Source organism: Streptomyces sp. NPDC048590, from assembly GCF_043199535.1.
Taxonomy (GTDB): domain Bacteria; phylum Actinomycetota; class Actinomycetes; order Streptomycetales; family Streptomycetaceae; genus Streptomyces.
On record NZ_JBICWC010000020.1, the window covers coordinates 1 to 13,827 of the forward strand.

Annotated in this window: 8 protein-coding genes; 4 read left to right on the top strand and 4 right to left on the bottom strand. The window is 73.1% G+C overall.

The annotated features are described in order from the left end of the window. Positions 1–347 precede the first annotated feature (347 nt). Positions 348–905: a MarR family winged helix-turn-helix transcriptional regulator gene (locus tag ACGFNN_RS34220; protein WP_393561839.1), complete on the bottom strand. Its 558-nt coding sequence runs from the start codon at positions 903–905 to the stop codon at positions 348–350. A gap of 142 nt (positions 906–1,047) precedes the next feature. On the opposite strand from ACGFNN_RS34220, the gene ACGFNN_RS34225 reads away from it, so the two are divergent. Continuing rightward, the gene (locus ACGFNN_RS34225) at positions 1,048–2,367 is read left to right on the top strand and encodes an MFS transporter (protein WP_393561885.1); all 1,320 of its coding nucleotides are present in this window, start codon (positions 1,048–1,050) and stop codon (positions 2,365–2,367) included. Positions 2,368–2,373: 6 nt separating this feature from the next. On the opposite strand, the gene ACGFNN_RS34230 is transcribed toward ACGFNN_RS34225, so the two are convergent. Then, entirely contained in the window at positions 2,374–4,032 is a 1,659-nt protein-coding gene (locus tag ACGFNN_RS34230; protein ID WP_393561840.1) for a SpoIIE family protein phosphatase, read from the bottom strand. Positions 4,033–4,353: 321 nt separating this feature from the next. Continuing rightward, the gene (locus tag ACGFNN_RS34235) at positions 4,354–5,742 is read right to left on the bottom strand and encodes an NAD(P)/FAD-dependent oxidoreductase (protein ID WP_393561841.1); all 1,389 of its coding nucleotides are present in this window, start codon (positions 5,740–5,742) and stop codon (positions 4,354–4,356) included. 384 nt (positions 5,743–6,126) lie between these two features. On the opposite strand from ACGFNN_RS34235, the gene ACGFNN_RS34240 reads away from it, so the two are divergent. Both ACGFNN_RS34240 and ACGFNN_RS34245 read left to right on the top strand, forming a co-directional pair. After that, a complete protein-coding gene (locus tag ACGFNN_RS34240; RefSeq protein ID WP_393561842.1) occupies positions 6,127–6,921 on the top strand; it encodes a TetR/AcrR family transcriptional regulator in 795 nt (264 codons plus the stop codon). A gap of 211 nt (positions 6,922–7,132) precedes the next feature. Then, positions 7,133–9,181: a sigma-70 family RNA polymerase sigma factor gene (locus ACGFNN_RS34245; protein ID WP_393561886.1), complete on the top strand. Its 2,049-nt coding sequence runs from the start codon at positions 7,133–7,135 to the stop codon at positions 9,179–9,181. Between the two features lie 76 nt (positions 9,182–9,257). Here ACGFNN_RS34245 and ACGFNN_RS34250 read toward each other — a convergent pair whose 3' ends face one another. Next, a complete protein-coding gene (locus ACGFNN_RS34250) occupies positions 9,258–11,375 on the bottom strand; it encodes an asparagine synthase-related protein (RefSeq protein ID WP_393561843.1) in 2,118 nt (705 codons plus the stop codon). A gap of 910 nt (positions 11,376–12,285) precedes the next feature. On the opposite strand from ACGFNN_RS34250, the gene ACGFNN_RS34255 reads away from it, so the two are divergent. Next, complete coding sequence (locus ACGFNN_RS34255) at positions 12,286–13,788, top strand: sporulation protein (RefSeq protein ID WP_393561844.1); 1,503 nt, start codon at positions 12,286–12,288, stop codon at positions 13,786–13,788. Positions 13,789–13,827 lie beyond the last annotated feature (39 nt).

Genomic DNA, 13,827 nt, shown 5'->3' on the forward strand with positions numbered 1-13,827 from the left:
CAGTTCTTCGCTTTCGCGTTTCCCTTTCCGGCGAGTCCGACTCTATCAGATCCTTTCGGGCCTGATTCCCAGTCAGCGGGAGTTGTCTTCCCGGCTGTTGGGCCGTTCCGACGCTCAAACTCTAGCGGATTTTCCCGGCGGCTCATAATCGAGCCTTCGAATTGAATTTCGGCATGCCGAAATTCTCCCCGGCGGGAGATCGTGCTGAGTTTGGTTGCCGCTTTCGCGGCGGGATCGGTTGTCGTCGGATCCGTACCGGCTCCGTGACAACTCGAAGAACCTTACGGACCGGCGGGGGTCGTGTCAACCCCCGCCGGTGACGCTCCTCGCCCCGCACCCACGGCCTGTCAGCCCAGGTCGGTGAGACGGCCGCCGGCGTCCGGCTGCTCGTGCTCCACGCGGCGCAGCAGACGGATGAGGATCTCGCCCAGCGCTCCGCGCTCGTCGCCCGAGAGGTCCTGGAGCAGGTCCTCCTCGAAGGCGGTGGCCATCCGCATCGCCTCGAGCCACTTCGTACGGCCCTCGTCGGTCAGCTCGACGATGACGCGCACCCGGTTGTTCTCGTCCCGGTCCCTGGTCACCAGCCCTTCGCCCGCCATGCGGTCGATGCGGTGGGTCATCGCCGCCGGCGTGAGGCCGAGGCGCTTCGCCAGCTCGCCCGGACCCAGCCGGTACGGCGTGCCGGACAGGACGAGGGTCTTGAGGACCTCCCACTCGGCGTTGCTGATGCCGAGGGCCGCGACCTGCCTGCCGTAGGCCACGTTCATCCGGCGGTTCAGCCGCCCCAGGGCGGAGACGACCTGCTCGACCTGAGGATCGAGGTCCCGGAACTCGCGCTGGTAGGCCGCGATCTGCTCGTCGAGGCTCGGCTCCTGGAGCTCGGGCTGCTCGGTGGTGTCAGACATGGCGGGCAGTATGGCACGCCCTCGCATGCTTCGAAGTCCTTCACACTGAAGACTTCGACTTCTAACTTTAGTGCTAAAGTCTACGAGTCTGTGTTCTCAGACGTCTCTTCAGAACTTGAGGTAGGTGAGTGTGACCAGGGAGATGGGTGCCGCGCTGCGGAGGATCCAGCTGGGCAGCGCGCTGAGCGCGTTCGGCCTCGGATTCACCGTCCCGTATCTGTATGTCTACGTGGCGCAGGTGCGGGAGCTGGGCGCCGGTACGGCAGGGGTCGTGCTGGCGGTCTTCGCGATGGCGGCTCTGGCCGTACTGCCGTTCACCGGCCGTGCCCTCGACCGACGCGGTCCGCTGCCCGTGCTGATCGCCTCCTCCGTCGTCGCGGCGGTGGGCGCCTGCGCCCTGGGCCTGGCGAACGGCGTGACCTCCGCCGTGCTGTCCGCGGCGGTGCTCGGCGCCGGGACGGCCGTGATGCAGCCCGCTCTGGCGACGATGCTGGTGTGGTGCTCGGGCGCCGCCACGCGTACCCGCGCCTTCGCGACCCAGTTCTTCCTGCAGAACCTCGGGCTCGGCATCGGCGGCCTGGTCGGCGGTCAGCTGGTGGACGTCGACAGCCCGTCCAGTTTCACGGTCCTCTTCCTCATCGAGGCCGCGATGTTCCTGGTGCTCGGGGTGGTCGCAGCGACCGTCCGGATGCCGAAGGGGCCCTCACTCGGTGCCGAGGTTCCCTCCGGGAGTGCGCAGCCCAGGGCGGGACTGCGAGCGCTGCTCTCCCACGGGGCCATGGTCCAGCTCTGTGTACTGGGCTTCGTCATCTTCTTCGCCTGCTACGGGCAGTTCGAGTCCGGGCTCGCCGCCTACGGCACCGAGGCCGCCGGAATCGATCCGTCGACCCTGGGTGTGGCGCTGGCGGCCAACACCGCGGTCATCGTCGTAGCCCAGTTCGTCGTGCTCCGTCTGGTGGAGCGGCGCCGGCGCAGCCGGGTCATCGCCCTGACGGGTCTCATCTGGGCCTTCGCCTGGATCGTGGCCGGATACGCGGGCCTCGGGCACGGCAGTCAGACCATGGCCACCGCGGCGATGATCTCGACGTACGCCCTGTTCGGACTCGGCGAGGCGATGCTGTCCCCCACCGTGGCCCCGCTCGTCGCGGATCTGGCCCCGGAGAACATGGTCGGCCGGTACAACTCGGCGTTCGCCCTGGTGAAGCAGTTGGCCCTGGCCGTCGGACCGGCGGTCGGAGGGCCGATGGGTGCCGCCCTGCACGGGCCGTACATCGTGACCTTCGTGCTGTTCTCCCTGGGCATCAGCGTGCTCGCGCTCAGGCTGGGCCGTGCGCTCGCTCCCGTACAGGACAGGCCGTCGCTCGCGGGCGCGCCGTCCCGTGTGGTCGCCGTGTCCCTGCCGGAGAACGGGGCGCCCGCTCCCGTCCCGGACGCGGTGGTCGTACCGCCCGCGTCGCGCTGAGGCCGGTCAGCCGGGGAGCTCGAACTCGCACCAGACGGCCTTGCCGCCGCCGGGGGTGCGCCGGCTGCCCCATGACGTGGCGATTGTCGCGACGATGGAGATGCCGCGTCCCGCCTCGTCGGCCGGCTCGGCACGGCGGCGGCGGGGCAGGTGGTCGTCCCCGTCCGTCACCTCGATGATCAGCCTGCGGTCCGTCCGGCGCAGGCCCAGCCGCATCGGCGGGGTGCCGTGCTGGAGGGAGTTCGCCACGAGTTCGCTCGCGGCGAGGACCCCCAGGTCGCACAGCTCCACGGGAAACCGCCAGGAGGCCAGGACTCCGGTCGCGAAGGCACGGGCCCGGGGCGCGGCCTCGATACCGCCGAGCAGTTCGAGCGAGGCGTTGTGGAAGAGCTCGGCACTCGTGCCCGTGCGGGCGGGGTGCTGGACCACGAGTACGGCCACATCGTCGTCGTGCTCCGCGGTGACGCCGAGCGAACGCATCAGCCGGTCGCAGACGACCTGGGGTGCGCCCATGGCCCCGGCGAGGGCCCGCTCCAGGGAACCGACCCCTTCGTCGATGTCCTCGCTGCGGCGCTCGACGAGACCGTCCGTGTAGAGCACGGCCGTCGAGCCCGGCGGCAGGGCGATCGTCCCGGAGGTGTGCATCCAGCCGCCCGTGCCGAGTGGCGGTCCGGTCGGATCCTCCGCTCGGTGGACCACGCCGTCCTCGTCGCGGACGAGGATCGGGAGGTGTCCGGCGGAGGCGTAGACGAGGTGCCCTTCGTTGGGGTCGTGCACCGCGTAGACGCAGGTGGCGATCTGGCTGGCGTCGATCTCCGCCGCGAGCACGTCCAGGAGCTGGAGCACCTCGTGCGGAGGGAGGTCGAGGCGGGCGTAGGCCCGGACCGCGGTGCGCAGTTGGCCCATGACGGCGGCGGCGCGTACACCGCGTCCCATCACGTCGCCGATGACGAGCGCCGTACGGCCGGCTCCCAGGGTGATGACGTCGTACCAGTCCCCGCCGACCGCCGCGTCCGTGCCGCCGGGCTGGTAGGTGGCCGCAATGCGCAGGTCGTCCGGCTGCTCGAGGTCCTGCGGGAGCAGGGAGCGCTGGAGGGTCACCGCCGTCTCACGGTGACGGCGCTCGCTCGCCCTGAGCCGCTCCGCGGCCTCCGCGTGGTCGGTGACATCGGTGGCGTAGACGAGGACGCCCGCCTCGCCGTCGGTGCCGCCGGTCGTCACGGGGGTGCAGGTCACCGTGTAGGAGCCGCCGGCCCGGACCTTGCGTGACTTGACGGTGCGGGGGGTGCCGGTTCGCAGCACCTGGTTCATGAGGGGAAGCAGGCTGAGCTCGGCGAGCTCGGGCAGTGCCTCGGCCGCGGGCCCGCCGCAGACACGCGGGCCGAAAGCCGCTGTGTAGGCGGCGTTGACATAGGTGACACGGTGCTCGGGACCGTGGAGCAGCGCGACGGGAGCCGGGAGCTGTCCCAGCAGCTCACGGGCGGACAGGGCGTCCAGGGAGGCGCCTGCCGTGGCCGGCTTCCGGGGTGTGCCGTCCGGATGCGCGCCGGCGCTCCCCGGCTGTGCGGACTCGCCACGGGCGGCGGGCACGGAACCTTGGTCGTCCCGCGCGGCGGCTCGACGCTGTGTTCCAGGAAGGCGGGCGCTCCAGCGCGTGAAGTTCACGGAATTTCTGGCCTCGTGTGTCGGTCTGGTCCGCTCGGGCGAGCTTCTTCTGCTGGTCCTGCGGCCGGTCCTCGTGCCGGGTCAGGGCGTCGGGGCCGGCCACCGGGAACGCGCGGCGCGGCCGCTTCGTACTGTTCGTCGGTCCTGGCCGCCGGTCACTTCGGGTGACTGCCGTCGGATAACTCTGTGCAGGTGTGAGCCCACCTATGGTCACACGTCCAGTGTGACCGGCCGTACTGACAGTTGCCGTACGGCCGTCGGTACGCACGCTGAACGCGGGCCGGTCCCGGAGTGCGCCCGGCCGGGTCGGTGGACGCGTGGTCAGCCGGACCTGCCGGGCGGTCCTTCCTCCTTCGGCGGAGTTCCCTCCGGGGGTTCGGGCTGAGCGTGTCCGCGGGCGGCCAGGGCGAATTCGGCGCGCGGGTGCTCCAGCGAGCCGAGGGAGACGATCTCCCGCTTGAAGAGCCCGGCCAGGGTCCACTCTGCAAGGACGCGCGCCTTCCGGTTGAAGGTGGGCACGCGGCTCAGGTGGTAGACGCGGTGCATCAGCCAGGCCGGGTAACCCTTCAGCTTGCGCCCGTAGACGTGTGCGACCCCCTTGTGCAGGCCGAGTGAGGCGACGGATCCGGCATAGGAGTGCCGGTACTCCTCGGCCGGGCGTCCGGCGAGGGTGGCCACGACGTTGTCCGCGAGCACCTTGGCCTGGCGGACCGCGTGCTGCGCGTTCGGCGCGGTCTCCGTGCCCGGCTCGCCCGAGGTGAGGTCCGGTACGGCGGCGGCGTCACCCGCGGCCCACGCGTGGGCCGTGCCTTCCACGGAGAGCGTCGCGGTGCAGCGGATCCGGCCGCGTCCTGTGAGGGGGAGGTCCGTCGCGGCGAGTACCGGTGCGGGCTTCACACCTGCGGTCCACACGAGGGTGCGGGTCGGGAAGCGCGAGCCGTCGCTGAGTACCGCGACGCGGCCTTCGCAGCTGTCGAGCCGGGTCTCCAGCCGTACGTCGATGTTGCGGCCGCGCAGCTCCCTGACCGCGTACGTGCCCATGGCCTCGCCGACCTCCGGCAGGATCCGTCCGGTCGCCTCGACCAGGATCCACCGCAGGTCCGAGGGCTTGATGTTGTGGTAGTACCGCGAGGTGTAGCGGGCCATGTCCTCGAGTTCGGCGAGCGCCTCCACGCCCGCGTACCCGCCGCCGACGAAGACGAAGGTGAGCGCGGCGTCGCGGACGTCCGGGTCCCTCGTGGCCGAGGCGATGTCCATCTGTTCGATCACGTGGTTGCGGAGGCCGATGGCCTCCTCCACCGTCTTGAAGCCGATGCCGAAGTCGGCGAGTCCGGGGACGGGAAGGGTCCGTGAGACGGATCCGGGGGCGAGGACCAGCTCGTCGTAGACGATCTCGACGGCGCCGGTGCCGTCCTCGCCGGTGGCGAGCGTCGTGACCGTGGCGGTCCGCTTGGCGTGGTCGATCCGTTCCGCCTCACCGACGACGACCGTGCAGTTCTTCAGGACGCGGCGCAGTGGGACGACGACGTGGCGCGGTGAGATCGAACCGGCGGCGGCCTCGGGCAGGAACGGCTGATAGGTCATGTAGGGGTCGGGTGAGACCACCACGATCTCGGCCTCGCCGCTCTTCAGTCTCGGCCTCAGCTTCCGCTGGAGACGGAGCGCGGTGTACATCCCCACGTAGCCGCCGCCGACGACGAGAACGCGCACACGTGGCCGGGTGTCGGGGGGCGCCCCCCGGGAATCTGGTGCCATCACCATCCCATGACGCAACGGAGTCCGGGGTTTGTCCACAGGCCCGGCAAATTGTGTGACCGGAGCTCGTCGATCACCGGACGGCCGCGTGCTGCGGCGGGTTACGAAAGCCGCGCAGGTCAGGTATGCCGGGAGGGCGCGGTCGCCGGGGGCGATTCGGGGTTCAACCGGTCCTTGCTCCGATCGGGGGGCGCTCCGTGCGGAACTACCCCCTTCTGAATTGACCCGGGCTCAACTATGTTCGTACCCCGTCGGGGTGTCGGATTCGGACGAAGACCACACGCCGGCTGACAGGTGGGGAGGTCTCCGGGGGGAGACGTCATAACCGGGGGAAGAGTTATGCATATTCAGGATTTGCATGGGCCGAGTGCTGTCACCGCTACCGCCGATGACCACGGGCGGCTGAACACGGTGACGGCCATCGGTACGGTCACGGCGTCCGCGGGAAGCGCGTCGCGTTCCGCACCGCTGCGTGTGGACGCGCAGCGCAATCTCGAGCACGTCCTGCGCGCCGCGCGCGAGGTGTTCGGCGAGCTCGGGTACGGGGCGCCGATGGAGGACGTGGCCCGCAGGGCGCGGGTGGGCGTCGGTACGGTCTACCGGCGCTTCCCGAGCAAGGACGTACTTGTGCGCCGGATAGCCGAGGAGGAGACCGCCCGGCTGACCGATCAGGCCCGCTCCGCCCTCGGCCAGGAGGACGACCCGTGGTCGGCGCTCTCCCGCTTCCTGCGGACCTCGGTGGCCTCGGGTGCGGGTCGGCTGCTGCCGCCGCAGGTGCTGCGAGTGGGTACGGAGCGGGAGCAGACCGCGGCGGGTGACATCTCCGAGGACGGCACGCGGGTGCCTCACCAGCGCCGGGTGGAGACGTCGGCCGCGCAGCAGGGCGGGCTGCCCGCCGGTGCGGAGGAGGAGACGGACGGCGGCCCCGGAGCCGCCGAGCTGCTCGAGGTCGTGGGCGGGCTGGTGGACCGGGCGCGTGAGTCGGGTGCGCTGCGGGGTGACGTGACGGTGGGCGATGTCCTGCTGGTCATAGCCACGGCCGCACCCGCGCTGCCGGATCCGGCGCATCAGGCCGCTGCCTCGGCCCGGCTGCTGGACATCCTGCTGGAGGGTCTGCGTTCCCGTCCCGCGTAGCCGCGATGGCCGGCGGGGGTCCGCTCCCGTCGGCCGGACACCGGTGCGACAGACGGCCGTTGGTTCTGCCCCGCCGGTGAAGTGGCACACCTCTGGGACAGGCGAAACCCCCCGGACGAGTGGTTGATTCCGACGGGGCCTCACCGTGGCGCGGTGCTGTGGCAGTGTGGCCCCGTTGTTCGGTCCGAGGGTGCTGACGGGGGCTTCCACGATGAGCGGTGACGCGCAGCAGGAGGATCCGGCCGACGGCCACGCCATGACGGACAAGGAGCGCCGGAGCGCGGAGACCGCGGTCAGTGGCTCCGGCACCGCTGCGGAGCCGGCCGCCGTACCGAGCCAGGCGACGCCCCTGGACCGCGCGCCGCGGGGCCGGGCGAGGGCCGCGGACCCGGGCGACGGCGCCGCGGAGGCCGGCACGGTGCTGCCGGGGCCGTGGCCGACCCGCGAAGAGGGCATCGAGCGCGCGGCCGGAGAGACGGATTCCGCCACCGGGTACGCCGTCCCCCAGCAGCGCGAGGGCCGGGCGGGATCGGCCGCTCCCGGCCCCTCCGACGCCCAGTTGATCCAGGGCATGCGCGCCGGCGACGGCCAGGCGTACGAGGAGCTGTTCCGCAGGCACTCGGGCGCGGTGCGGCGGTACGCCCGTACGTGCTGCAGGGACGCGCACACCGCCGACGACCTGACGGCCGAGGTCTTCGCGCGGACGCTCCAGGCGGTGCGCGGCGGCAAGGGCCCCGAGGAAGCCGTGCGCGCCTACCTCATGACGGCCGTCCGGCATGTGGCGGCGGCCTGGACCAGAAGCGCCAGGCGCGAGCAGCTGGTCGACGACTTCGCGGTGTTCGCGGCGCAGGCCACCCGTTCCTCGGAGCTGTCGGAGGCCGACACCCTCGAGCTCGGCGCGGACGTGCTGGCCATGCACGAGGCGGACCGGTCGATGGCGATGCAGGCGTTCCGCAGCCTGCCCGAGCGCTGGCAGGCCGTGCTGTGGCACACCACGGTGGAGGAGGAGTCGCCGAGCGAGGTCGCTCCGCTCTTCGGGCTGACCGCCAACGCCACGGCGGTCCTGGCCGTCCGGGCCCGCGAAGGGCTCAAGCAGGCCTATCTGCAGGCCCACGTGAGCCGGTCGCTGACGGCCGGCGGCGACTGCGCGCGGTACGCGGACCGGCTCGGTGCCCATGCCCGTGGCGGGCTGCGGACGCGGGCCGAGCGCGGGCTGCGCAAGCACCTGGACGAGTGCGCGAAGTGCCGCCTGGCCGCAGGTGAGCTGGATCGGGTCAACGCCGGCATCCCGGCGCTCCTCCCGGTCGCCGTCATCGGATGGTTCGCCGCGGGCTACTCCCTCAAGGCGGCAGGCATCGTGGCCGGTGGTGCGGCGGGCGCCGCCGGCGCCGGAGCAGCCGCGGCAGCCACCGGAGGGGCTTCCTCCGGGGGTGGTTCGGCTGGCGGGGCGGCAGTCTCGGAGGGGCTCGGCGCTCCGCTGAAGGCCGGGATCGCAGCGGCCGTCGCCGTGGCCGTGGCCGCGGGCCTGGTCTGGGCCCTGGTCGGTGACGACCGGCCGGCACCGGAGCAGAAACCGGTGGCAGCGCCGCCGGCAGCGACTCCGGCGGTTCCCACTCCCGCGCCACCGCCCCCGTCACCGGAGCCGTCCGAACCACCGAGCACTCCGCGCCCTGAACCCACGCCGACACCGCCGGCCGAACCGCCTCGCGCCACGGAGGAGTCCGCCACGCCCGAACCCGCTCCCACCCCGGCCCCGGAGTCTCCGGCTCCCGAGCCCCCGCCCGAGCCGACACCTCCACCCGCACCGGAGCCACCCGCACCGGAGGTCTACCAGGTCGATGAACTGGCGTACTCCGTCACCGGCGACCACACGGGGCCCGAGATCCTGCTCGGCCGGAGCCTGGGCGTGTTCTGGCAGCGCAAGAACCTGTCGATCGCGTCCACGACGTACGCGTACGGGGTGACCGCTCCCTCCCGCTCGTCGGTCGCCGTCCAGCTGAACCGGACGTGCACGCGCTACGACGCGATGGCCGGGGTCGACGATCTGTCGCTGGGACTCGGCGCCCTGCGCTTCTCCGTGTACGACGGCGGCGGGACGCGGCTGTGGCAGTCCCCTGTCATGCGGGGCGGCGATCCGGCGGTACCGGTGAGCGTCGGCATCGAGGGCAGCCGGATCATCCGGCTCGTGGTGGAACCGGTGGGAGCGCTGGGCGGTGTCGCACCGGCCGACTGGGCGGAGTCCCGGATCAGCTGCCGCTGACCGCCCCGGCCACACCGGTGCGAGGGCGGGTGCGGCCGGCCGGGGACACCCGTACGCCCATGACCCCGTGGGTCCGTCAGGCCTGGAGGGTGCGGCGGGCCGGGACCACGCCCCCGGCGACCGCACGTTGGCGGGGAGCCGCGGTGCCGGTCCAGCAGCTGCCCCGGCGGGTGACCAGCCGTCGGAGCCACAGTTCGGTGGCGGCGAGTTCGGCCAGGCCGTCCAGGGGAAGGGGCTCGCCCTCGGACGCGGCGCGCAGGGCCTTGCGTACGACGCGGGCCTCGATCAGGCCGGCGTCGGCGAGCAGCGGGGCGTCGAACAGGGCGATGAGGTCAGGGAGCGCGGTGCGCAGACCGATGCGGCCGGCCGCGGTGGCCGAGGCCTGCGAGGGCGCGCCCCACCCGGGCGGCAGGTCATGGATGCCCGCACCGGCGAGGACCCTGCGCAGTATCGCGGCGCGGGCACCGGGCTGGACCCGCAGCGACTCGGGAAGGGCGCGGGCCGCGCGTACGACCTGGTTGTCGAGGAAGGGGGCGTGCAGCCGCTGGCTGCGGATCTCCGCGGCCTGTTCGAGGATCCGCTGGTCGGCGGCGTGCCGTGCCAGCGCGGCGCGTGCCCGGGCCTCACCGGGACGCTGGACGGAGGTGGGCCGGATCGCCGCCGCCTGGAGGCGGACCGACACCTCGGCGAGCGCCTCCCCGGTGAGCCAGCGGGCCGCCGGGCCGGGGCGGGACCACGCGAGGGAGGCGAGCGACGCGTCGGCGGGGGTGTCGAGGTCAGGGGTGTCGCGGTTGGCCTCGGGCAGAAGGGAGGCCGCGGTCTCCAGTCCGGTGCGGTAGGACGTCCGGGCCAGTCTGCGGGCGGCGCGGTAGACGGCGAGCGGGACGAACAGCGAGTTCGTGGAGGACCCTTCGGCTCGCGCGAGCGCGGCGACGGGCCGCAGGAGGTGGCGTCTGCGCCGGTCGAGGAGGAGGTCGGCGAGGCGGGCGGGGTGCGCGTCCAGGACCTGACGTGCTCCGGTGCCCACGAAGTGGTCGGCGCTGCCCGCCGCCAGCCGGCGGCGGTGGCGTTCGGCGACGACCAGGGAGGGAGCGGGCTCGTCGGTGAGCGGGCCGCTCTCCAGGGACGCGTAGGGCAGGGCCTCCTCGCCCGCGGCGACGACCACGTGGTGGAGGCGGGGGTTGGCAGCGATGACCCGTGCCCGCTCCAGCTCGTCCTCGCGGCCCTGGGCGGAGAGGTCGTTGAAGGTGACGGCGAGGAGGCGCTCGCCCGCGCCCGTCCCGTGGCCGAGCACCGTGCCCGGCAGCCCGGGGAGTCCCGCGGCCAGCAGGGCGAGGGTCGCGGAGGCACTGCCGCCGGAGAGGTCCGCGCCGATCCCCGGTACGGGCGCTCCCCGGGCCGCGCGGCGTTCCGCGGGGCCCATGCCGGGGACGGGTCCGGGATCCGGGGGCAGGTTCTCCGGGGCGTGGCGCGGTGCGGTGAGCCGGGCGCGTACGGCGTCGACCAGGGCGTCCCGGACGCCGTCCACCGCGCTCACCGGGTCGGTCTCGGGCGCCGCGACGGCGAGCGAGGCCACCGCCTCGTAACCGGTGATCTCGCGGGAGCCCTCCCGGAGGATCAGCGCGTGCCCCGGCGGGACCCGCTTGACCCCCGTGTAGGGGGTGCCGTCACCCAGCGCCTCCGGTGTCTCGGGGCAGGCCAGCAGTGCGCCCAGGTGGCCGATGTCCAGCTGCGCCTCGACGAGGTCGGCGAGCGGCAGGGCGGCGGTGGCGTACGCGGTGCCGTTGGCCCACGGTGTGGGCGTGTGGAAGACCGGCCGGGCACCGGCGAGGTCCGAGGCGATGGTGATGCGGCGGCCGATCTGCACGACGGCCGTGTAGCTGCCGGACCACGCGGTGAGATGGCGCAGTGCCCCGCCGCGCGCCGCGAGCAGCCCGACGCGCAGCTGTTCGTCGGTGGCGCCGCAGCAGCCGAGCACGGCGAGGCGGGTCACGGGTGCGCCCTCGGGTGTGGCGACCGTGATGACGCGGATCTCGTCGGGACGCCAGTCGCCCACCGCCCAGAGCGGATCCGGGTCGCCCCACAGGCACTGGGAGCCCACCGGCTGGACGGTGCGACCCTCGCCGCGGTGGCCCACGGCGCCCACGGTGCCGAAGCTCGCGGAGGCAGTGTTCCACCCCACCAACCAACGCATCGCCGCCTCCACAGGCTGTGGACGAACCGGCGCACCTGGACACGGGGAACGCCGTTGCGGGACATGCTGCCACGACAACGGCGCCCCGGAGGGGGTACGGGCGGCGCACAGCTGATACGCATGCGCCCCTGGCAAAGGCCTGGCCACGGCGCCGTCGGCCCCGCCACAACGGAATTGGATCTTCCGGGAGTTGCCGAGGCGAACACCGGAAGAGGCCCCTGCCTCGGCCGCTCCCGGGAACAGACGTGATCCGGCCATGGTCGGACCTCACTCGGACTGCTCGAACGACCGGCACTATTCGGCCAATCTCCGGTCGGGATCCGACCGCGCGTTTCGCTCCCAGGCGGAGTTCCGGCGGAGTTCCGGCCGCTTCCCGGCGCCGTGGGCGACCGCCCCGGAGCGTCCCGCCGATGCCGTGACGGCGTGCGGGCCGGCGCGTCCCCCCGGCGCGCCGGCCCGCACGCCCGCTCTTCACGGACCCCGCCCCTGTGGCGCACAGTCCGGGAGGTGTCATCACCTCCCGGACCGGTTCGCCGCCCGCGGGGATTGGGGCGGCGGTCTCCCCCAGCCCGCCGTGTCCAGTGCGGCGGGCCGACCCACGCGGATCCCATCGAAGCGCTTGCCCACCGGGCGGACCAGAGCGCACGGCCGGGCGCACGGCCACACATCGGGAGCACGCCGCCCGGCACGGACAACATTCCCGCCATACGGAGTTCTGCCCCTTAACGGTGGGGATGCGGCGAACTACGCTGGGTGTACCGATGTTCTCAGCAGGGCGGCATATTCCACGGGGCTCGGCCAAATGCGTGTGCGGCCGGAGTGCCCGGGACCGTAGCTGGGGAGAACACGGTACGAATGCCGCGCGCCCGACCGGTGACGCGGCGGCCGTCTGTGTGTCGAGGGGTGACGCATGTCCAGGGAGCAACGCGGGCCGAACGAGAAGCTCGGCACGGTTCTCGCCCTCGCGGGAATCAGCAACGCCGGCCTCGCCCGGCGGGTCAACGACCTCGGAGCACAGCGCGGTCTGACACTTCGTTACGACAAGACGTCGGTGGCCCGGTGGGTCGCCAAGGGCATGGTGCCGCAGGGCGCCGCCCCCCATCTCATCGCGGCGGCGATAGGGGCCAAACTCGGCCGCCCCGTTCCGCTGCACGAGATCGGACTGGCCGACGCCGACCCGGCGCCGGAGGTCGGCCTGGCCTTCCCCCGGGACGTGGGCGAGGCGGTCCGGTCGGCGACCGACCTGTACCGGCTGGATCTGGCGGGCCGCAGGGGCGGCGGAGGCATCTGGCAGTCCCTGGCCGGGTCCTTCGCCGTGAGCGCGTACGCGACCCCCGCGTCCCGCTGGCTCATAACCCCCGCCGATCCCTCGGTCGCACGGGACGCCGGCACCGCCCGGGCCTCGCTCCTCGGCCCGCAGGGCGCACCCGGGGCGCAGGGCGGACCGCCCGCGCAGCCGGGCCCGGACCAGACCGGTACGGCGGAGAGCCCCCTGCTGCGCGTCGGGCACAGCGACGTGACCAAGCTGCGCGAGGCCGCCCAGGACGCCCGCCGCTGGGACTCCAAGTACGGCGGCGGGGACTGGCGTTCCTCGATGGTCCCGGAGTGCTTACGCGTCGACGCCGCACCGCTCCTGCTGGGCTCCTACAGCGACGAGGTGGGCCGGGACCTCTTCGGCGCCTCGGCCGAACTGACCAGGCTCGCCGGATGGATGGCCTTCGACACCGGCCAGCAGGAGGCCGCCCAGCGTTACTACATCCAGGCGCTGCGACTGGCCCGCGCCGCCGCCGACGTACCGCTCGGCGGATACGTCCTGGCGTCGATGTCGCTGCAGGCGACGTACCGGGGCTTCGCCGACGAGGGTGTGGACCTCGCCCAGGCCGCGGTCGAGCGCAACCGCGGTCTCGCCACCGCCAGGACCATGAGCTTCTTCCGGCTGGTGGAGGCGCGCGCCCACGCGAAGGCGGGTGACGCGCCCGCGGCGGGGGCCGCGCTGCGGGCCGCCGAGAGCTGGCTGGAGCGTTCAAGGACCGGCGACTCCGACCCGTCCTGGCTCGGCTTCTACTCGTACGACCGGTTCGCCGCGGACGCGGCCGAGTGCTACCGCGACCTCAAGGCCCCCCGTCAGGTCCGGCGCTTCACCGAGCAGGCCCTGTCCCGGCCCACCGACGAGTTCGTCCGCTCCCACGGGCTGAGGCTCGTCGTGTCCGCCGTCGCCGAGCTGGAGTCGGGCAACCTCGACGCGGCCTGCGCGGCGGGGACCCGCGCGGTGGAGGTGGCGGGGCGCATCTCCTCGGCGCGCACCACCGAGTACGTGCGCGACCTGCTGCACCGCCTGGAGCCGTACGGGGACGAGCCCCGCGTGGCCGAGCTGCGCGAGCGTGCCCGCCCCCTGCTCGTAGCCCCGGTGTAGGCCGGTTCCCCGGACCGGGGCACCACATCACGCCACGCA

What these genes read in the sequence shown, in the direction of transcription:
- ACGFNN_RS34220 (WP_393561839.1), bottom strand. Translation starts at nt 905, where the DNA reads ATGTCTGACACCACCGAGCAGCCCGAGCTCCAGGAGCCGAGCCTCGAC.
- ACGFNN_RS34225 (WP_393561885.1), top strand. Translation starts at nt 1,048, where the DNA reads ATGGGTGCCGCGCTGCGGAGGATCCAGCTGGGCAGCGCGCTGAGCGCG.
- ACGFNN_RS34240 (WP_393561842.1), top strand. Translation starts at nt 6,127, where the DNA reads ATGCATATTCAGGATTTGCATGGGCCGAGTGCTGTCACCGCTACCGCC.
- ACGFNN_RS34245 (WP_393561886.1), top strand. Translation starts at nt 7,133, where the DNA reads ATGAGCGGTGACGCGCAGCAGGAGGATCCGGCCGACGGCCACGCCATG.
- ACGFNN_RS34250 (WP_393561843.1), bottom strand. Translation starts at nt 11,375, where the DNA reads ATGCGTTGGTTGGTGGGGTGGAACACTGCCTCCGCGAGCTTCGGCACC.
- ACGFNN_RS34255 (WP_393561844.1), top strand. Translation starts at nt 12,286, where the DNA reads ATGTCCAGGGAGCAACGCGGGCCGAACGAGAAGCTCGGCACGGTTCTC.